The organism is Streptomyces endophytica (genome assembly GCF_026153355.1).
Classification (GTDB): Bacteria; Actinomycetota; Actinomycetes; order Streptomycetales; family Streptomycetaceae; genus Streptomyces; species Streptomyces endophytica.
Genome location: NZ_CP110636.1, coordinates 3,566,122 through 3,585,848, shown reverse-complemented (window position 1 = coordinate 3,585,848; position 19,727 = coordinate 3,566,122). Strand labels below are relative to the sequence as shown.

12 protein-coding genes and 4 pseudogenes are annotated in these 19,727 nt (G+C 74.4%); 12 read left to right on the top strand and 4 right to left on the bottom strand.

Translation table 11 applies throughout. The features are described from left to right. Positions 1-88 precede the first annotated feature (88 nt). Positions 89-1,111, bottom strand: a complete 1,023-nt coding sequence (locus tag OJ254_RS16000; RefSeq protein WP_261951718.1) for an NADP-dependent oxidoreductase — start codon at positions 1,109-1,111, stop codon at positions 89-91. Between the two features lie 87 nt (positions 1,112-1,198). Between OJ254_RS16000 and OJ254_RS15995 the strand changes: the two genes are divergently transcribed. Together OJ254_RS15995 and OJ254_RS15990 are read left to right on the top strand one after the other, a co-directional pair. Beyond that, positions 1,199-1,630, top strand: coding sequence for a MarR family winged helix-turn-helix transcriptional regulator (locus OJ254_RS15995; RefSeq protein WP_261951717.1), 432 nt, complete (start codon positions 1,199-1,201; stop codon positions 1,628-1,630). Positions 1,631-1,748: 118 nt separating this feature from the next. Then, positions 1,749-2,372, top strand: a complete 624-nt coding sequence (locus tag OJ254_RS15990; protein WP_265365176.1) for a mycothiol-dependent nitroreductase Rv2466c family protein — start codon at positions 1,749-1,751, stop codon at positions 2,370-2,372. Between the two features lie 30 nt (positions 2,373-2,402). On the opposite strand, the pseudogene OJ254_RS15985 reads toward OJ254_RS15990, so the two are convergent. Then, a pseudogene (locus tag OJ254_RS15985) lies at positions 2,403-3,962 on the bottom strand (MFS transporter); the annotation flags it as partial. A gap of 226 nt (positions 3,963-4,188) precedes the next feature. Between OJ254_RS15985 and OJ254_RS15980 the strand changes: the two are divergent. Further along, positions 4,189-5,136: a TetR/AcrR family transcriptional regulator C-terminal domain-containing protein gene (locus OJ254_RS15980; RefSeq protein WP_265362864.1), complete on the top strand. Its 948-nt coding sequence runs from the start codon at positions 4,189-4,191 to the stop codon at positions 5,134-5,136. 40 nt (positions 5,137-5,176) lie between these two features. On the opposite strand, the pseudogene OJ254_RS15975 reads toward OJ254_RS15980, so the two are convergent. After that, positions 5,177-6,435 (bottom strand): annotated as a pseudogene (locus OJ254_RS15975) (PucR-like N-terminal domain-containing protein). 54 nt (positions 6,436-6,489) lie between these two features. After that, positions 6,490-6,636, bottom strand: coding sequence for a hypothetical protein (locus OJ254_RS15970; protein WP_265362863.1), 147 nt, complete (start codon positions 6,634-6,636; stop codon positions 6,490-6,492). A gap of 377 nt (positions 6,637-7,013) precedes the next feature. On the opposite strand from OJ254_RS15970, the gene pgfA reads away from it, so the two are divergent. From pgfA to OJ254_RS15920, 9 genes and pseudogenes are all read left to right on the top strand, one after another. Continuing rightward, the gene (pgfA, locus tag OJ254_RS15965; protein ID WP_265365175.1) at positions 7,014-7,946 is read left to right on the top strand and encodes a cell envelope lipid trafficking protein PgfA; all 933 of its coding nucleotides are present in this window, start codon (positions 7,014-7,016) and stop codon (positions 7,944-7,946) included. A 219-nt stretch (positions 7,947-8,165) separates the two neighbouring features. Continuing rightward, positions 8,166-9,374: a glycosyltransferase family 4 protein gene (locus OJ254_RS15960; RefSeq protein WP_265362862.1), complete on the top strand. Its 1,209-nt coding sequence runs from the start codon at positions 8,166-8,168 to the stop codon at positions 9,372-9,374. A gap of 8 nt (positions 9,375-9,382) precedes the next feature. Next, complete coding sequence (locus OJ254_RS15955) at positions 9,383-10,108, top strand: class I SAM-dependent methyltransferase (RefSeq protein ID WP_265362861.1); 726 nt, start codon at positions 9,383-9,385, stop codon at positions 10,106-10,108. Continuing rightward, positions 10,105-16,061 (top strand): annotated as a pseudogene (locus tag OJ254_RS15950) (alpha-(1->3)-arabinofuranosyltransferase domain-containing protein); the annotation flags it as partial. The gene OJ254_RS15955 and the pseudogene OJ254_RS15950, both read left to right, overlap by 4 nt. A 203-nt stretch (positions 16,062-16,264) precedes the next feature. Next, positions 16,265-17,005, top strand: a complete 741-nt coding sequence (locus OJ254_RS15940) for a class I SAM-dependent methyltransferase (protein WP_265362860.1) — start codon at positions 16,265-16,267, stop codon at positions 17,003-17,005. Positions 17,006-17,009: 4 nt separating this feature from the next. Continuing rightward, complete coding sequence (locus tag OJ254_RS15935) at positions 17,010-17,993, top strand: DMT family transporter (protein ID WP_265362859.1); 984 nt, start codon at positions 17,010-17,012, stop codon at positions 17,991-17,993. Beyond that, complete coding sequence (locus tag OJ254_RS31640) at positions 17,990-18,214, top strand: Trm112 family protein (protein WP_265362858.1); 225 nt, start codon at positions 17,990-17,992, stop codon at positions 18,212-18,214. Before OJ254_RS15935 ends, OJ254_RS31640 begins: the two co-directional genes overlap by 4 nt. After that, positions 18,211-19,020, top strand: coding sequence for an FkbM family methyltransferase (locus tag OJ254_RS15925; RefSeq protein ID WP_265362857.1), 810 nt, complete (start codon positions 18,211-18,213; stop codon positions 19,018-19,020). The genes OJ254_RS31640 and OJ254_RS15925 overlap by 4 nt, the downstream gene beginning before the upstream one ends. Further along, positions 19,004-19,611: pseudogene (locus OJ254_RS15920) on the top strand (hypothetical protein). Before OJ254_RS15925 ends, OJ254_RS15920 begins: the two are co-directional and overlap by 17 nt. The last annotated feature ends 116 nt before the right edge of the window (positions 19,612-19,727 follow it).

The following is a 19,727-nucleotide window of genomic DNA, read 5'->3' as shown; positions in this document are numbered from 1 at the left end:
TCGCGACGGCTTGCCGCCGAGCCTAACGGGCCCGCGCAAGGGCACGGCGAGGAGGGCTCGCCGTCCGGCGGCCGCCGCCGGTGATCGCTCAGGCCTCCGTCAGGCTCACGATCATCTTTCCGGTGTTCTCGCCGCGGAGCATGCCCAGGAAGGCGTCCACGCCGTGCTCGATGCCGGCGACCTTGGTCTCGCTGTACTGCAGCTCGCCGGAGCGGATCCAGGCGGAGACCTCCTCGACGAACTGCGGCTGCAGCGCGGAGTGGTCGCTGACCAGCAGGCCCTGGAGGCGCAGCCGCTTGCCGATGACCATGGCGAGGTTGCGCGGCGCGGGGCTGGGCTCCGTGGCGTTGTACATCGAGATCATGCCGCAGATGGCCGCCCGGCCGTGGACGTTGAGGGCGCTGATGGCCGCTTCGAGGTGGTCGCCGCCGACGTTGTCGAAGTAGACGTCGATGCCCTCGGGCGCGGCCTCCTTCAGCTGCTGGGTGACGTTGCCGTTCTTGTAGTTGAAGGCGGCGTCGAAGCCGTACTCCTCGACCAGGAGCTTGACCTTCTCGTCGGAGCCGGCCGAGCCGATGACCCGGGAGGCGCCCTTGAGCTTGGCGATCTGGCCGACCTGGCTGCCCACCGCGCCGGCCGCGCCGGACACGAAGACGGCGTCGCCCTCCTTGAAGGACGCGACCTCCAGCAGACCCGCGTACGCGGTCAGGCCGGGCATGCCCAGGACGCCGAGGTAGGCGGTGAGCGGGGCCAGCGACGGGTCCACCTTGGCGGTCCGCTTGGCGTCCACGACGGCGTACTCGCGCCAGCCGAGGCCGTGCAGGACGTGGTCGCCGACGGCGAGGGAGTCGGCGCGGGAGGCGATGACCTCACCGACCGCGCCGCCCTCCATCGGCTCGTCGAGCTGGAAGGGCGGGACGTAGGACTTCACGTCGTTCATCCGGCCGCGCATGTACGGGTCGACGGAGAAGTGCTGGTTGCGGACGAGGACCTGGCCCTCGCCGAGCTCGGGCACCGCGGCCTCGCGCAGCGCGAAGTCCTCCGGGGTGGGCCAGCCGTGCGGGCGGGCGACGAGGTGCCATTCGCGGCTGGTCGTGGGCAGTGCGGACATGAGAGCCATCCTCCTAATGCTTCAGGTGCTGAAACAATAATGAGCTCGATATTTCATGATGTCAAGTAATCGGGTATCCTGGTGCACATGACACCGCGCCCAGACTCCTTGACCGTCGAGGTCGTCGATCTCATCGGCACCGTCGTCGCCCGTTACCACGAGGAGTACGAGCACGCCGCGGCCGAGCACTCCCTCACCGGCACGCAGGCCCGGGTCCTCAGCCTGCTCGCGGTCGGGCCGCAGCCCATGCGCAAGATCGCCAACTGCCTGAAGTGCGAGCCGTCGAACGTCACCGGCATCGTGGACCGCCTGGAGTCCCGCGGCCTGGTCGAGCGCCGCCCCGATCCGGACGACCGCCGCGTGAAGCTCGCCGCCGCGACGGCCGAGGGCGCGCGGACCGCCGAGGCGCTGCGGACGTCGCTGCACTTCGCCCGCGAACCGCTCGGCAAGCTGACGATCGCCGAGCGCACGCTGCTGAAGGAACTGCTGCAGCGGATGCTGGGCGGCACCGCGGAGTAGCGGCGCGGCAGGGCGGAGCAGAGCGAGGCGCACCGGCCGTCCCCGCCCGCAAATGGCCCACGATCACCGCGGCCAGGTGGACCGGGCGGGCGGGCCGGTGGCGGCTTAGGGTCGCCGTATGACACAGACCGGCGAGACCCGCCACTCCGTCGACTTCTACTTCGACCCGATCTGCCCGTTCGCCTGGATCTCCTCCCGCTGGATCCTGGAGGTCGAGCAGCACCGCGAGCTGGACCTGCGGTTCCGCGTGATGAGCCTGTCCGTGCTCAACGAGGGCCGCACGGACCTCCCCGAGAAGTACCGCGAGCTGCTGGACTCCGGGTGGGGCCCGGTGCGGGTGTGCATCGCGGCGGCCCAGGAACACGGCGAGGACGTGCTGCGCGACCTCTACACCGCGCTGGGCACCCGTATCCACAACAACGGCCGCGAGGACACCGCGGCCGTCATCGAGGAGGCGCTCGCCGAGGTCGGGCTGCCGGCGGAGCTGGCCCGTGCCGCCGGGAGCGACGCGTACGACGATGCGCTGCGCAAGAGCCACCACGAGGGCATGGACCCGGTCGGCGAGGACGTCGGGACGCCCACGATCCACATCGACGGCGTCGCCTTCTTCGGGCCGGTCCTGATGGCGATCCCGCGTGGCGAGGATGCGGTGCGGGTCTTCGACGGCGCCCGCCTCCTCGCCGGTTACGACAAGTTCTTCGAGCTCAAGCGGACCCGCACCGGCGAGTTCGACTTCAGCTGACCGCTTCCGGGGAGGCCGGAGCCGGGCTGTGTCCGCCGGAGCCGGAGCCGGCGCCGGACGTACTCCCCGCAGCAGCGCCACGGCCAATACGGCGGCACAGAACATCAGGCCCGCGGCGCTCAGCACGGCCGTCTGCAGTCCGTCGGTGAAGGCGGTGCGGGCCGCGGTCAGCACCGCCCGGCCGGCCTGCGCCGGGAGATGCGCGGCCACCGCGGCGGCGCCGGCCAGCGTCTCCCGCGCGGCGTCGGCCGCCCCCTGGGGGAGGCCGGCCGGCAGGGCGTCGTCCATGTGGCCGCGGTAGACGGCGCTGCCGATGCTGCCCAGGATCGCCATGCCCAGCGCGCCGCCCAGTTCGGTGCCGGACTCCAGCACGGCCGAGGCGGAGCCCGCGCGCTCCGGGGGCGCCGCGCCGAGGGCCAGTTCGTTGCCGAGCGACGCCACCATCACCAGGCCGGAGGCGTAGACCGAAGAGGCGACCAGGACGTACCAGAGCGCCGAGCCCGGCTCCACCCAGGAGAGCCACAGGAAGCCGCCGGCCGCGAGGACGAAGCCGAGGGCGATGACGTGCGCCCGGTCCATCCGCTGGGCGAGCGCCGTGGCCACCGCGGTCATGCCGCCCACGGCGAGGGTCGGCAGCAGGTTCCAGAGTGCGGCCTCCAGCGGGCTCATGCCCCGTACGGTCTGCAGGTACTGGGTGAAGAAGACCGCGCAGCCGACGATCGCGAACATCGCCAGCAGGTTCATCAGCACCGAGACGCTGAACCCGCGGTGCCGGAAGAGTTCGAGGTCGAGCATGGGGTGGCGGGCGGTGCGCTGGCGGAGGACGAAGCCCGCGGCGGCCAGCAGGCCGACGGCGAGGGCGAGGACGGGCAGGACGGACACGCCGTTGCGGGCGATCTCCTTGATGCCGTAGACGATCGGCAGCATGGCGAGCAGGGAGAGCAGCGAGCCGGGCAGGTCGAAGCGGCCGGCCGTCGGATTCCTGAACTCCGGGAGCAGCAGCGGCCCGCAGACCAGCAGCAGCACCATGGCCGGGGTGTTGATCAGGAACACCGAGCCCCACCAGAAGTGCTCCAGCAGCAGCCCGCTGAGCACCGGTCCGACCGCGATGCCGCCCATGGTCGCGGCCGACCAGATGGCGACGGCCTTGCCGCGCTGCTTGGCGTCGTGGAAGAGGTTGCGGATCAGCGCCAGGGTGGACGGCATCAGGGTCGCACCCCCGATACCGAGCAACGCCCGGGCGGCGATGAGCATTTCGGCGCTGTCGGCGTAGGCGGCGAGTCCGGAGGCGAGGGCGAAGAGCAGGGCGCCGAACAGCAGCAGCCGGCGGCGCCCGATGCGGTCGCCCAGCGCGCCCATGGTGATGAGCAGGCCGGCCAGGACGAAGCCGTAGACGTCCAGGATCCACAGCTGCTGGACGCTGCTGGGTTCGAGCTGCGCGGTCAGGAACGGCACCGCGAAGTAGAGCACCGAGACGTCCATGGAGACCAGGAGGCAGGGCAGCAGGAGGACGACGAGGGCGATCCACTCCCGGCGGCCGGCCCGCGGCTCGGGGGCCGGGGCGGGGGATGTGTACGAGGTAAACGACATGGGTGACACGGTAAGCACATGCGGCTTACGGTGCAAACATCAGGCACAGCAAGGGGTTTGGAGGTGCATCACACTAGTGCACTGACCTAGTGCGCGGTAGCGGAGCACCGCAGGTAGGGGCGGTTGGTGCCCCGCGCTGCTACTGTCGGCGTCAGCACGAAGGCTCTGGTGCACTAGTACGGCACCGATGAGGCACTGACCCGGCACCCCTACGGAGGAGGCCCCCGTGGCGCAGCCCAGCGCACCGCCCTACCGCCGGATCGTCGCGGAGATCCGGCGCCGCATCGACGCCGGTGAACTGGCGCCGGGCGACCGGGTGCCGTCGACCCGGCGGATCACCCAGGAATGGGGGGTGGCGATGGCCACCGCCACGAAGGTGCTGACCACGCTGCGCCAGGAGGGGGTCGTACGAGCGGTGCCGGGCGTGGGGACGGTGGTGGCCGAGCCGCGGCCCCCGCAGCGGGCGGCGCGCGGTCCGGCCCCGCGGGAGCGGCGGCCGCGGGACGCGGACGGGCTGAGCCAGGAGCGGATCGTCCGGGCCGGGATCAAGGTCGCCGACGCCGAGGGGCTGCGCGCGCTGTCGATGCGCCGGGTCGCCGCCGAGTTCGGGGTGTCGTCGATGGCGCTCTACCGCCATGTGGCCGGCAAGGACGAGCTGGAACTGCTGATGGCGGACGCCGTGTTCGCGGAGGTGGAGCTGCCCGATCCGGCGCCGGACGGCTGGCGCGACCGGATGGAGGCCGGGGCGCGGCTGCAGTGGACGCTCTACCGGCGCCATCCGTGGCTGGCGAAGTACCTGTCGGTCACCCGCCCGCAGCCGATGCCGCAGGCGATGGCACTGATCGAGTGGACCGTGGGCCAGGTCGAGGGGGCGGCTCCGGTGACGCTGCTCCACATGGCCGTGACGCTGCTGGGTTTCGTGATGTTCACCGCCGCCGGTTTCGAGGACGACCTGGAGGCCGAGCAGGAGACCGGGATGAACCAGGACCAGTGGATGGCCGCGATGGAGCCGGAGTTCGAGGGCATCTTCACCTCCGGCGCGTATCCGATGTACGCGGCGATGTCCGACTCCCCGGAGGGCTCCTTCAGCCTGGAGACCCTGTTCGAGTTCGGCCTGGCCCGCCTCCTGGACGGCATGGCGGTGCTGGTCGAGGGCCGCGGAGACCCTGCCTGAGCCGGCCGGAGAGCTCAGTGGGTTTCCCCGCGGAGACAGCTCAGTGGAGTTCCCCGCGGAGCCGGCGCGCCCGTAACACCAGTTCCAGTTCGAAGCGGCGGTCCGGGTCGTCCACCTCCGGGCCCCATAACTCCCGTATCTGGCGCAGCCGGTAGCGCACGGTCTGCGGGTGGACGCCGAGCCGGGCGGCGATCTCCGGGGCGCCGCCGCGGGTCTCCAGCCAGGCGAGCAGGGTCTCCGCGAGGCGCCGCCCGTGGGTCGGGCCGCAGCCGTCGAGGGGGGCGAGGCGGCGGCGGGTGAGGTCGTCGATCAGCTCCTCGGGCGGCAGCAGGACCAGCGCCTCGGTGTGTTCGGTGCACTGCAGCAGTTCGCCGGCCGGCAGCAGTCCGCGCTCGATCAGGTCGGCCGCGGCCCCGGCCCAGCGCAGCGATTTCGCGGCGGCCGGCAGGGGGACGACCGGGCCGAGCGCGCCCGACCAGCCGGCCGCGGCCCGGCCCAGCAGCTCGCGCCGGCCCGGGGCGTCCGGTTCCGGCACCACCATGCGCGGCCGTTCGCACTCCATGTCCAGCAGGACGTCCGGGGCGACGGCGGGGGCCACCGCCGCCCGGTCCGGGCGCAGCAGGACGGCGACCGCGACGCGTTCGGGCAGCGGCCAGCCGATCCGGGCGGCGCGTTCGGCGAGCGCCGCCGGAACCCGCCGGCCACCCCGGGATGGGCCGTTCCGGTTCCGCTCCCGCCGCGTCGCGTACGGGTGGCCGCGAGGTCGAAGAGCTGCTCCATCAGGCGGCGTTGCTGCCGCAGCCGCTCCCCGGCCTGGCGGGCGGCGGCCTCGGCGTAGCCGCGGACGGATTCGGCGACCAGCCCGTCGAGGTACTCGAAGCCGGACTCGGCGAGCTCGTACATCGCCGGGGCGGGGATGGCGACCTGCTGGCCGATCTCGGCGAGCCGCCGCCAGGCCAGCCGTACGCCGAGCCGGTAGATGGCCTGCAGCGCGTCCAGGCTGCGGCCCTGCATGCCCTCGCCGCGGCCGAACTCCTGGAAGACCCGCGGGTGGACGTGCGGCCGGTCCAGACCCGTGGTCAGGTGCGTGACGAAGTGCTCCAGCGACTGGCGGATGCCGACCAGCGCCCGCGGCTCGCCGAACTCGTCCGGAACCAGCGGTAGTTGGGGGTACTCGTGACGGATCTCGCGCAGGATGTCCTGGGTCAGCGTGGGCACCTCCGCCAGCGCCAGGGTGGCGAACTGCCGTACCTGATAGGGCGGGACGTCCCGCCAGGCCGAGCGGACGGCGGTCGCCATGGCGAGGACCTCCTTCGTACGCCGCGGGCCGGCCGGGCTGCGCATACCGCCCGCCTACCCGCCGGCCCGGTCGAAGGTCACCAGCGGCACATTGGGCTGTTCGGGAGTGGCGTCGAGCGCCGCGACGATGCCGAGTGCGGCGGCGACGGCCAGGGCGGCGGCGGTCAGCGCGGTCAGTGCGGCGGCGAGCATCCGGTGCATGGCGCGGCGAGCCCTTCGTCGGGACCGGAGACCTCACCGGTCTCCGTCGGGTCGGTACGGCACACGGCGCGGCCCCGGGCGTACGGAATCGGGGGCCGGCTCGTGCCGCGTCCCACAGCGCGGCACCACTCGGTCGTGGTGACTGCCGAGTGTGGAAGGGCATTGACGGTCTGTCAAGAGTTCGCTTACGTTCCCGGCCCATGGGCGCCCGGCCCGCCCGACGCCGTTTCCCGGGCGGCCGCCCGCCCCTCCGCACGTGCACCAGAGCGTGATCCCCCACCGCTTCCAGGAGTGCCCGTATGCCTTCCCCCACCTCCGTTTCCGCCCCGCCTCCGGCCCCCGCCACCACGGCCACCGGTGCCCGCACCGCCGCCCCGATGTCCCTGGCACTGCTCGGCCTCGGCGTCTTCCTGCTCGTCCTCGCACCCCTGCTGACCTGGTACGTCACGCCGCGGGCGAAGGTCACCCCGGTCGACGTCGACGTCACCACCGTCTTCACCGGCACCGGCAGCTACTTCGACACCGACGCCCTGCGCACCAGGGACCGGCAGCGAATCACCCTCACCCGGCACGTACTGGGCGACGTCGCGGCGAGCGAGAAGAGCGGGCGGGCCGTGTGGGACGTCTCCACCACGGTCGACACCCCGAAGACGCTGGCCCTCGCGGATCCGCGCCGGGCGTTCCAGTGGACCACCGAGCGCTGGGTCACCGACCGGCGCAGCAACGCCCCGGTGCACTGCTGCGGCGAGGCCCCGACCCGCTTCGACGGCGATGCCTACCTGAAGTTCCCCTTCGACCTGCGGCGGACCGGATACCGCTGGTGGGACAACACGCTGGGCGCCGCCGTTCCGCTCCGCTTCGCCGGTGAGCGGCGGGCCGGTGGGCTCGTGCTGTACCGCTTCACCGGGACCGTGCCGGCCACCAGGACCGGCAGCCGGCAGGTCCCCGGGCGGCTGGTCGGGCGGCCGCGGCAGGGCCAGATCCAGGCCGAGGAGTGGTACGCCAACTCCGGTATCGAGCTGGTCGCCGAGCAGCGCACCGGCCGGATCGTGGATGCCGTGATCTCGCCGGTCAAGACGCTGCGGGCGCCCGGCGGCCGGCACGACGCGGTGACGCTGCTGCGCGGCGAGCGGCTGCGGTTCACCCCGGCGACGCGGCGGGCGCAGCTGCGGCTGGCGGAGGCGGACAGCGGCAGGCTGGCGCTGGTCGGCGGGGCGCTGCCGGTGGGCGCCGCGGTGGCCGGCGGGCTGCTGACGGCGGCCGGGGTGATCTGGGTGGGGCGGGGGCGGCGGCGCACGGAGGCCGGGTGACGCCCCGCGGATCCGGCCGGCCGGCGGCGTCCCGCGGCTTGCGTGAAGTGATGAACCGTCAGTTCAAGACCGCGCGGATTTTGTCACCCCGGTGAGTAGCCGCGCCCCGGGGCCCGGCCCAAAACTGTCCACCCCATGGCGCAGCACGGCCCGCACGACTCAGCACGCAGTACGTCCCCCACCCCCGGTACCGCACCCTGAGACGAGTTGGATCCGCCCATGCCCTCACACGTACGGCCCGCTCCCCACACCCGCCCCGCTCCGCCGCTCGCCCCGCCCACGGCCGCCGGTCCCCCCGCCGGCGGCCCGCCCCCGCTCCCCCGCCGGATCGTCTTCCTCGCCCGGCGTGACCTGGGCAATCCGGCTGCCGGCGGCTCCGAGCTGCTGGTGGACCGGATCGCCGAGGGCCTGGCCGCGCACGGTCACCAGGTCACCCTGGTGTGCGGCGGGCCGGCCTCCCCCAAGGACTCGGCCCCGCCCGACCAGGGAGGTACCCCCGCCCGGGACTACCGGGTGGTGTCCGCGGGCGGCGACGTCGGCCACTTCCTGCGCGCACCACGCCACCTGGACCGCCGGGTCGGCGGCTGTGACCTGCTGGTCGAGGTCTGCAACGGCATGCCGTACCTCGCCCCGCTGTGGCACCGCGGGCCGACGCTGTGCCTGGTCAACCACGTCCACACGGACCTGTGGCGGCTGCGCTACCCGGGGCCGGCCGCCCGGCTGGGCCGCCAACTGGAGCACTGGGCGCTGGCCGGGGCGCACCGCCGCAATCTGATGGTCGCGGTCTCCGGTTCGACCGCGGCCGCGCTGCACGAGCTGGGCGTGGCCCCGGAACGCGTCCGGCTGGTGCACAACGGCGTGGAGGAACCGGGGCCGCTGGTCCCGAAGGCGCCCGAACCGCTGTTCCTGGCCATGGGCCGGCTCGTCGAATACAAGCGGATCGATCTGCTGCTGCGGCTGTGGGAACGGGTCCGGCCGGTGACCGGCGGCCGTTTGGTGATCGTCGGCGACGGGCCGGAACGCGCCCGGCTGACCGCGCTGGCCGGCCCCGGCGTCACCTTCACCGGCCGGATCTCCGAACGCCGCAAACACGAACTCCTCTGCTCCGCCTGGCTGTTGCTGCACCCGTCGCTGGTCGAGGGGTGGGGCCTGGTGGTCATGGAGGCGGCCGCCCGGCGCACCCCGGCGCTCGGCTTCGACATCCCCGGACTGCGGGATTCCGTCGAGGACGGCGTCACCGGTCTGCTCGCCCGCGGGGAGAGCACCTTCGCCGCGCACTGGTGCGCCCTCGGGCTGAGCGCGCAGCGCCGTACCGCCCTGGGACTCGCCGCGGAGGCGCGGGCCGCCCGCTTCCGGTGGAGTCATACCGTCCGCAGCTTCCGTGCGGTCGCGGCGGAGGCGTTCCGCACCGCGTCCCCCGGGCGGTGAGGCCCGAAGTGCGCGACCCCTCACTGCGCCGGTCCTGGGCCCTGTTCCGGGCCTTCCTGCGGGAGCAGGACGATCCCGAGCGCTGCTACCGGTTGCTCGCCCGCGACGCCGCCGACCAGGTCGAACGCCATCTGCCGCTGCGGGGCGCGGTGGTCGCCGACGTCGGCGGCGGCTGCGGCCACTTCACCGAGGAGTTCCGGCGGCGCGGCGCCCACGGCTACCTCTTCGAGCCCGATCCGGTCGAACTGACCGCCCGCGGGCGGCGGCCCGAGGGCGCGGTGATCGCCGACGGCTATCTGCTGCCGCTCGCCGACGGCGCCGCCGACGTCTGCTTCTCGTCCAACGTCCTGGAACACGTCGCCGACCCGCAGACCTTCCTCAGCGAACTGATCCGGGTCACCCGCCCCGGCGGGCTCGTCTACGTCGCCTTCACCAACTGGTTCTCCCCCTGGGGCGGCCACGAGACCGCGCCCTGGCACTACCTGGGCGCCGAACGGGCCCGCAGCCGCTACCGGCGGCGCACCGGCGGGCCGGCCAAACACACCCTGGGCGTCAACCTGTTCGCGGTGCACGTCGGCCGCACCCTGCGCCAGGTGCGGGCCCGGGACGACGTCGCGCTCGTCACCGCACGCTCCCGCTACGCGCCGTTCCTCGCCGAGGCCATCCCCCGCCTCCCGGGCATCCGGGAGGTCGCCACCTGGAACCTCCTCCTCATCCTGCGGCGGTTGCCATGACCCAGACCCTCAGGTCCTCCCCGTCCCGGGGTCGCCCGACGCCGGCGGCCGGCCCGCGCCCGTCCCGGCCCCGTCGCCCGGGCGGCCGCGGTCCCGGCGCTGGCTGCTCGCCTTCTGGGCGCTCACCCTGGCCGGCTTCCTCGCACCCGCGCCGGGCAGGATGACGTTCGAGACGAAGCTGGGGGTCACCACCGATCCCTGGCGGTTCCTCGGTGACCTGGGGCAGTTGTGGCACGACCGGGCCGGTCTCGGCGGCCTCGCCGACCAGTACATCGGCTACGCCTTCCCGGCCCTCCCGTATTACGGCCTGACCCACCTCGCCCACCTACCGGTGTGGCTGGCCGAGCGGCTGTGGATGTCCCTGATCGTCACGACCGCGTTCTGGGGCGCCCTCCGGCTGGCCGAACGGCTGCGGTGCGGCTCCCCGGCCTCCCGCCTGCTGTCCGCCGCCTGCTACGCGCTCTGGCCCACCTTCACCCTCGTCATCGGCTCCACCTCCGCCGCCGCGCTGCCCGGGGCGATGCTGCCGTGGGTGCTGCTGCCGTTGACGAACACCCAGGTCAACGCCCGTATAGCGGCCGCCCGTTCGGCGCTGCTGATCCCGTTCATGGGCGGCGTCAACGCGGCCTCGACGCTGGCCTGCCTGCTGCCCGCCGGGCTGTACCTGCTCTCCCGCACCGGGCCGCGCCGGACCCGGCTGCTCGCCTGGTGGCTGCCCGGGGTCGTGCTGGCCACCGCCTGGTGGGTGGTGCCGCTGCTCCTGCTGGGCCTGCACGGCGAGAACTTCATGCCGTTCATCGAGCAGGCCGACACCACCACCGGCACCATGTCCGCCACCGAACTGCTGCGCGGCGCCGGCAACTGGGTCGGCTACCTGAACTTCGGCGAACCGTGGTTGCCGGCCGGCTGGACGCTGACCGCCCGGCCGTACGCGGTGCTCGGCTCGGCGCTGGCCGCGGCGCTCGGCCTGGCCGGCCTGGCCCGCCGCGAGCTGCCCGAGCGGCGCTGGCTGCTGCTGACCGTGCTGTCCGTCGCGCTGATCACGCTGGCCGGGTACGGCGGCGCGCTCGGCGGGCCGCTGCACGGGCCGTGGCAGGACTGGCTGAACGGCTGGCTGCGCCCGTTCCGCAACATCTACAAGTTCACCCCCGGCCTGGCGCTCGCGCTCACCCTGGGCCTGGCGCATCTCCTCGCGGCCGGCGGACGGCACGCCACCCGCCGGGTCCCCGCCCGCCACCGGCTGCCCCTGCTGACCGCGCTCCTCATCCTGCCCGCGCTCGCCCTGCCGTTCCTCACCGGCACCATCCTCCAGCCGGGCGCCTTCAAGAAGTTGCCCGCCTACTGGACGCAGACCGCCCAGTGGCTGAAAGCGCACTCCCCGCAGAGCCGCGCCCTGGTGGTCCCCGCCACCGCGCACGGCATCTACACCTGGGGCTCCCCCATCGACGAACCCCTCGACGTCCTGGCCCGATCGCCCTGGACGCAACGGGACTTCGTGCCCTTCGGCACCCCCGGCGCCCGGCGCGCCCTGGACGCCGTCGAACAGGCCCTGCTGACCGGCGCCGAGGTCCCGGGCCTGCGCGACTACCTGCACCGCGCCGGACTGTACGACGTCGTCGTCCGCAACGACCTCGACCCGGACCAGATCGGCTACGTCCCGCCGCAGACCGTCAAAAGCACCCTGGAGGCGTCCGGCTACCGCAAGGCGGCCGCCTTCGGCCCGCTCACCACCGGCGGCCGGATCCCCGCCGAGACCCCGCTCCAGATCCAGGGCCTCTACCCACGCCAACGCGCCGTCGAGATCTACCGGCCGGCGGACACCCCCGCGCCCGGACCGGTCACCGCCCGGGCCGTCGCGGACACCGCCCAGCTCAGCGGCGGCCCGGAGGCCCTCCTCCAGCTGTCCGCCGACCCCGCGCTGCGCCGCCGGCCCACCGTGCTGACCGGCGACAACCACCCCGGGCTCGGCACCCCGTCGCTCCAGCTGACCGCCGACGGGCTGCGCCGCGCCGACACCCGCTTCGGGCTCGTCAACAGCAACACCTCCTACACGTACACGGCCTCGGAGACCAACCACCCCGACAGCGTGCAGGACCCCGGCCGGCCGCCCCGGCAGATCCTGCCGGTCTCCGGCATCGGCCACCAGACCACCGCCGAGCTCCGCGGCGCCGCCTCGGTCACCGCCTCCACCAGCGGCAACTGGCTGTTCCATCTGCCGCAGTACGACCCGGTCAACGCCTTCGACGGCAACCCCGACACCGCCTGGGCGGAGGGCAGCGCCGGCGACCCGGTCGGCCAATGGATCAAGATCACCTTCATCCGGCCCACCACCCTCCCGGCCACGCTGTCCCTCACCCCGCTCCGTGGGGACGGGCTGCGCGCCGCCCCCACCTCCGTACGGATCGCGACCGACCGCGGCAGCACGGACGGCCCGCTCCGCCCCGACGGGACGAAACAACAGGTCAAGGCCCCGGCAGGACCGGCGAAGTGGCTGAAGGTGACGATCCTCGGCGCACAGACAGCGCGCGCCGGGCTCTCCGGCGCCGGCTTCGCCGAGATCGGCGTGCCCGGCGTCCAGGTGACCCGGCTGCTGCAACTCCCCACCGACGCGCAGGATTCCGACGCCCCCGCCGAGACCATCTCGCTGCACCGCGGCAGCGACCCGGGCGGACTGTCGCCGGTCTCCGCCGAGGTGGGACTGCACCGCCAGTTCCGCACCGGCTCGCCCGCGCCCTACGCGGTCTCCGGCACCGCACTGCCCGTACCCGGCCCCGAACTCGACCGGCTGCTGGACCGCATCGCACCGGAGCAGAAGGACCGGATCATCGCCACCGCCGACTCCACCAGCTTCGGCTTCGGCCGGTCGCTCAGCCCCCGCAACCTCGTCGACGGCGACCTGACCACCGCCTGGATCGCCGGCGACAGACCGACCCTGCATCTGCGCTGGCCGGGCCGGAAGAAGATCGACCGGATCGTGCTGGCCGCGGCCGGCGGGATCTCCACCCGGCCGGAACAGATCCTGCTCAACTCCCCGGACGGGGCGGCCACCGCGGGCGTCGACGAGAACGGCCAGGCCCGCTTCGACCCGATCACCACCGACCGCCTCGACATCACCATCAGCAAGGTGAAGGAACTGACGCTCCACAACCCGGTCGCCGGGCAGGCCCTGCAACTCCCGGTCGGCCTCAGCGAGGTCTACCTCCCGGCGCTGGACGCGTACCGCACCCCGCCGCCACCGGCCGGCGCGCGCTTCACGCTCGGCTGCGGCCAGGGCCCGATGCTCGCCGTCGACGGTGTGCTGCACGCGACCAGGGCCTCGGGACACGTCCGCGATCTGACCGAACGGCGGCCCATCTCCGTGCAGTTGTGCGCGGGTGAGGCACGCGACGGGCGCCTGGAACTGGTCGCGGGCCGCCACCGGGTCGAAGCGGGTGACCAGGGGCCGCTGGCGCTGACGGACGTGACGCTGGGGAGGGGCGGGGAGCCGGTACCCGGGTAGCCGCGCGGGACCGCAGGGCCACCGCTCAGGACTGGTCGGGGGACCGGCGCACCGTCCGCATCGGACCCGGTCAGGCCGTCTATCTGCAGATGTACGAGAACGCCAACGACGGCTGGCAGGCCACCTTCAACGGCCACCGGCTCACCCCGCTACGGGTGGACGGCTGGCAACAGGGCTTCCTCGTACCGGCGGGCGCGGGCGGCACGGTCGAGCTCACCTACGCACCCGCCGGCCTCTACGACGCGGGGCTGATCGGCGGCGCGGCGGCCGTCGCGCTGCTGGCGGTGGGCGCGCTGGTGCGCCGCGGTACGCCACAGGCCGCGCAGCCCCCTGCCCTCGCACCACCCGCACCGTCGTGGGTGCTCGGGGTCGTGGCGCTGACCGGGGTGCTGGCGCTGGCGGCCGGGCCGTACGCCGTGATCGTGCCGCTCCTCGCGCTGGCGGCCCGCTTCCGGCCCGCCCTGCTCGGGCCGCTCGCGCTGGTGGCGATGGCGGGCGCCGGGGTCATCGCGGCGCTGGGCGCGGGCGAGCCGGTCGCCGCCGGCCGGGGCGCGTTCAGCGGCGCCGCCCAGGCGCTGGCACTGCTGGCGCTGGCGGCGGCGGTGGTGACGGTGCCACCGGCCCGGCCGGAGGGGTCCCGGTGGTCGCCGTACCGGTCGCTGCCGTCGCGGTCGTTGTCGTCGTCGCGGTCGTTGCCGTCGCGGTCGTCACCGGACCGCGCGTACGACCAGGCATCCGGCGGCCCAGCATCCGATGGCCAGGCATCTGCCGGCCGGGCACCTGCCGACCAGGCATCCGACGAGGGGGAGGGCTCCGCCCGATGACCGCACTGCATCCGACGGCCGGGGCCCCGGCACCGCAGGGGGATCCTGGTGGGCCCGGTGGCCCCGGTGGCCCCGCTGGTCCCGGCGGGCCCGGTAGCTCCGGTGACCCCGGTGGCCGCCAACCCACCCTCCATCAGGTCCCGTTCCCCGCCGTCGACGAGATCTCCCGGCACTGCCTGGAGGACGACGAACCGGAGACCGTGCACATCGAGGTGCAGCTGCCCGGACGGGTGGACGCCGCCCGGCTGCGCACGGCCTTCCACCAGGCGCTCACCCGGCATCCGCGCATCCTGATGCGGCAGGCGCCGACACACTGGTGGCACCGATCCTACGCCTGGCACCTCACCCCGGGCCCCGACCGGGACCCGGTGGTCGTCCCGCCGCCCGGCCCCGATGCCCTCCTACGGGCGAGGGCACGGGCCCTGACCGACTGCCCGCCCCTGGACTGCTCACCGCCCGTACGCCTGGAGATCCTGCGACCCGCGGAGCCGGACGGCGGCACCGTGCTGCTGCTCACCCTCAACCACACCGCGCTGGACGGCCCGGCCTGCCTCCGCGTACTGGCCACCACGGCGGAGCTCTATGCGGGGACGGGTGCAGAGGCAGGTGCAGGGACAGAGGGAGGTGCGGGTACGGGGGCGGGCACGGGTGCCGCCGGCGGCCCGGCTGACAGGGAGGGCACGGTCCCGGCGGGCAGCGAGGGCTTGGTACCGGCAGATGGAGAGGGCACGGTCCCGGCGGGCGAGCAGGACGGCGGCCGGCCGCGCGGCGCCGGGGCCCGCTTCGCCCGGCCCGCCCGCGTGGCCGCCGATCACCAGGGAAGCGGCGATAGCGAGGGCTCCGGTGCCGACAGGGGCAACGGTCCCGACGGGGGCAACGGTCCCGACGGGGCTCCGGTCCCGACGGGGGCTCCGGTCCCGACAAGGGCAACGGCATGCTGCTGACCGAGCTGCCGGTACCGGCCCGTCCGCCGCGCACCGGCGGCCGGGCGCCGTACACCGTCAACGACCAACTCCTCGTCGCCACCTGCCTGATGGTGGCGCGCTGGAACCGGCTGCACGGCGCCCGCCCGGCACCCGTCGTCATCACCATGCCCATGGACGACCGGCCGCGCGGCGCCGAGATGCCCATCGGGAACGGCACCCGGCTGGTCCCGGTCCGCTTCGGCCCCGCGGAAAGCCGGGAGGCGGCACTGCTCACCGCCGGACCACCCGACCCGGACGCGGTGGCCAGGCTGCTGCGGCGGACGGCCGCACGCACCCGCGCCCTCAAGGCGGCGCCGCCCGGCCCACCGCTCGGCCTCGCCGGGGCCGTACTGACCGCACCGGTGCTGCCCGTGGGCGTCCGCGGCGCGGTCACCCGTGCGCTGCGCCGCACCGCCGCGCCCTGGACGACCACCACCCTGCTCTCCAACATCGGGCGGCTTCCCTACCCGTTGGACTTCGGCGCCGCCGGCCGGCCGACCGCGGTGTGGTTCTCCGCCCCGGCCCGGATGCCACGCGGGCTCACCGTCACCACCGTCTCGGTCGGCGGCCGCATCCAGCTCGCCCTCCGCTGGTCCCACGCCCTGCTCGACGACGCCGCCGGCGCCCGTCTCGCCACCCTCTTCCGCACCGCCCTCGCCGCGACGGCCTGGCCGGGCGCCACGGCGGTCCCTGGGCCCCCTCCCCCTCCCCCTCCCCCAAGCCCACCCACCCCGCCACCACCACCTCCTCCGCCACCCGCCGCACGACCCCAAGCCCCACCGGTCGCGCCCCCACCCGTCGCGCCCCCACCCGTCGCGCCCCCACCGGTCGCGCCGCCACCCGCGCCCCCGGCCGAGGGCGGCGCCCGGTGAGCCCGGCCGGGGCAGCCACCCTGCGGGACTTCTACGAAGATCCCGCCGTGCCGGTGGCGTCCGGGGCCGGGCGCAGCCGGCGGCAGGCGCGGCTGCTGGCGCGCGCCCTGGGCCCCGTACGGGCCGGGGCGCCGGGCGCGACGGTGCTGGACATCGGCTGCGGCGACGGCACCGCGGCCGCCACCGCGGCGGAGGTCCTGGCCGGTCACCGCCTCATCGGCGTCGACTGGTCACAGGACGCGCTGCGCCGCGCCCAGGCCCGTCTTCCGTATGTCGTACGCGGCGAACTCACCGACGGCGGGCTGCCGTTCGCGACCGGCTCCGCCGACGCCGCCCTCTTCAGCGAGGTCGTCGAGCACCTCGTCGACCCCGATGCCGCACTGGACGAGCTGCACCGGGTGCTGCGCCCCGGCGGCCATCTGCTGCTCTCCACCCCCAATCTCGCCGCCTGGTACAACCGCGGGCTGCTGCTCGCCGGGGTCCAGCCCGTCTTCTCCGAGGTGAGCATGCGCCGGATCCACGGCCGGCCCGGCACCCAGGTCGTCGGCCATCTGCGCCTCTACACCGCCCGCGCGCTCCGCGGCTTCCTGGCCGCGTCCGGCTTCGAGGTCGTACGGATCGCCGGTGCGCCGTACCACGACGTACCGCGCCCGCTGCGCCCCCTCGACCGGGCCGCGTGCCACCTCCCGTCACTGGCCTCGATCCTGCTCGCCCATGCCCGCCGGAGAAGGGAGTAGGTCGATGCCGTGGTGGGGCGTGGCGTCCGCGCTGCTCGCCAACGTCCTGTACAGCACCGGCTTCGTGCTGGAGAAGCGGGCGCTGGCGACGCTGCCCGCGCTGAGCACCCGGCAGCCCGCCCGGGTCGTCGGTCACCTCCTGTCCAGTCCGCTGTGGCTGGGCGGTTCGCTCGCGCTGGCCGCCGGGTTCGCCGCCCAGCTGGCCGTCTACCGCACCCTGCCGCTCGCCGCCGCGCAGGGCATCTTCGTGTCCGGCCTGGTGCTGTTGCTGCTCCTCTCCTCGGTCGTACTCGGCGAACGGACCAGTGGCCGGGAGCGGCAGAGCATCGTGGCGATCCTCGTCGCGCTCGTCCTGGTCGTCGCCTCCCTCCGCGGCGAGGACGCCCGGGCCGTCGCCCGCACCGCCCCGCCGGCGACGCTGCTGGTCATCGCCGTCCCGTCGCTGGCCGCCGGGCTGCTGCTCTACCGCTCGGCAGAACGGCGGGCCCGGCGCCGCCACCGCCTGCCGACCGCCGGTGTCCCCTACGGGGTGGCCGTCGGCCTGCTCTACGGCGTCAGCTCACTGGCCATCAAGGGCGTCTCCGGCCTGCTCACCACGCATGACGTCCCGGCCGCCGCCGGGCAACTGTTCCGTTCGCCGTACCCCTACCTCCTGCTCTTCACCGGTGCGGCCGGTCTGGTGCTGTCCCAGACCGCGCTGCAGCGCTGCCGCGCCTCGGTGATCGTCCCGGTCTGCACCACCGTCACCTGTGTCTTCACCGTCGTCTGCGGCACCGTCGCCTTCGGCGAGCCGCTGCCCGCCGATCCGCTACGGCTGGCGCTGCGGCTGGGCGGCACCGCCGTCGCGGTGACCGTCCTGCTCGCACTCCCGCGTCACGACGCACCTCCCGTCCCCCGGGCCGCCGAGGCCCCGTACCTACGTCCCTCGATCCCCCGAGCCCGGAGCTCCGCACCAACCTCCCCCGTACTCCCCGGAGTTGAGCCATGAAGCCCGATGACCCGCTGCTCAAGATCCTCGTCTGTCCGCTCGACAAGGGCCCGCTCGCCCTCCTCACCCCCGAGGACCTCCTCTACAACCCCCGGCTGCGCCGCCGCTATCCGATCCTCGACGGCATCCCCCAGCTCCTCCCCTCCTCCGGTGAACAGGTCACCGACGCCGAACACGCCCGTCTGCTGCACCGGCTCACGGACCAGGAGCCGCGGCCGTGACGCTGGCCGCGCGGCTGGGACCCCGGCTGCCGGCCCGGCTGGTGTCGGCGCTGGCCGCCGGGCTCTATCCGCGCTTCGAGCCGGAGCTGCGGCGCCTCGGCGATTTCTGCCCGCCGGGGGGTACGGCCGTCGACGTCGGTGGGTGGTACGGCCCCTGGACCCGGCGGCTGGCCCGGCGCGCGGACCGGGTCGTCACCTTCGAGCCGGTGCCCCATCTGGCCCGCCTGCTGGCGTCCGTGACGCCCCCTCATGTCGAGGTGCTCTCCGCCGCGGCCGCCGACCACGCAGGCTGCGCCACCCTCTGGCTGCCCCCGGACGGCCGCGGCGACCGCGGGGTCTCCTCGCTCGTCCGCCGTGATCTGCACACGGCCGCCCTCGACGTGCCCTGCCTGCCGCTGGACGCGCTCGGTCTGGCGTCCGTGACGCTCATCAAGATCGACGTGGACGGTGCCGAACTGGCGGTGCTGCGCGGCGCCGCGCGCACCGTCGAACGGGAACTCCCGGCGCTGTTCGTGGAGTTGGAGTACCGCATCCAGCCGCTCCGGCCCGTGCTGGACTGGACGGCGGCGCGCGGCTATCGCGGCTGGGTCCTGCCGCACGACCGCTGGCTGCCACTGGCCGACTTCGATCTGTCCGCCCATCAGTCCCGCACCTCCCACGTCGCCGAACACGGCCTGCTGAGGCGCTCCCTCGCCCCGCACCGCCGCTACGTCAATTCCGTGCTGTTCCTTCCGGACGGCGAGCGCCCCGGACCCCCCGCGGCCCCCGTCGTCCACGACCATGTCCATCATGAACCCCACCACTGACAATGACCCGCCCGCCGGCTCCGGCACCCCCTCCGACCTGCCCGGACCGCTGGCGTTCCAGCTCGTGCTGCTGCGCCGGATGGCCGATCACCACCCCGGCCTGGTCGAGGACGCGCTGCGGGAGCTGGGGCGTCGCGGGCGCAGATGCGGGAGGCCAACCGCCGCTGGCAGGCGCGGATGCACGCCTCGCGGGCCGGCGGTGTCCAGCCGTACCGGGCGCTGCTGGGTGCGCCCGAGTCCGTCACCCCCCGCCGGATCGGCGATCTGACCTGCGAGGCGCTGCTCTGGCCGGTCCCGCTCTGGCCCGATCTGCGGTTCGAGGTACTCACCGCCGCCCGGGGCACCGTCTGGAACGCCTGGCTCGTCCGGGCCCCCGGAGCGGCCGCCCCCGAGTTGCGCACCACCGCGGACCTGGCTCCGTGGTCGTGCACGGTCGACGAGGTCGCCCGCGCGTTCCCCCCGGCCCGCCCGATGGAGGGCAGCGCCCCGACCCGCTGGCGCCTGGCCTGCAAGGCCCCGGGGCCCGACGGCACGCCCCGGGATCTCATCGCGGAATTCACCTGGGGGCTGTACCAGCGGCGGGTCGACTGAGCGGATCGCGCACCCGCCCGCGGTCACCCGTTCGCCCCGTTCCGCCCCCGCCCGTCCCCCGACCGGACGCTCTCGGCGGGCGGAGTTGTGCGGGCGCTCGGAGGATGGCGCACGAG

Coding starts and splice junctions, on each gene's coding strand:
- OJ254_RS16000 (WP_261951718.1), bottom strand. CDS start 1,111: ATGTCCGCACTGCCCACGACCAGCCGCGAATGGCACCTCGTCGCCCGC.
- OJ254_RS15995 (WP_261951717.1), top strand. CDS start 1,199: ATGACACCGCGCCCAGACTCCTTGACCGTCGAGGTCGTCGATCTCATC.
- OJ254_RS15990 (WP_265365176.1), top strand. CDS start 1,749: ATGACACAGACCGGCGAGACCCGCCACTCCGTCGACTTCTACTTCGAC.
- OJ254_RS15970 (WP_265362863.1), bottom strand. CDS start 6,636: ATGCACCGGATGCTCGCCGCCGCACTGACCGCGCTGACCGCCGCCGCC.
- pgfA (WP_265365175.1), top strand. CDS start 7,014: ATGTCCCTGGCACTGCTCGGCCTCGGCGTCTTCCTGCTCGTCCTCGCA.
- OJ254_RS15960 (WP_265362862.1), top strand. CDS start 8,166: ATGCCCTCACACGTACGGCCCGCTCCCCACACCCGCCCCGCTCCGCCG.
- OJ254_RS15935 (WP_265362859.1), top strand. CDS start 17,010: ATGCCGTGGTGGGGCGTGGCGTCCGCGCTGCTCGCCAACGTCCTGTAC.
- OJ254_RS31640 (WP_265362858.1), top strand. CDS start 17,990: ATGAAGCCCGATGACCCGCTGCTCAAGATCCTCGTCTGTCCGCTCGAC.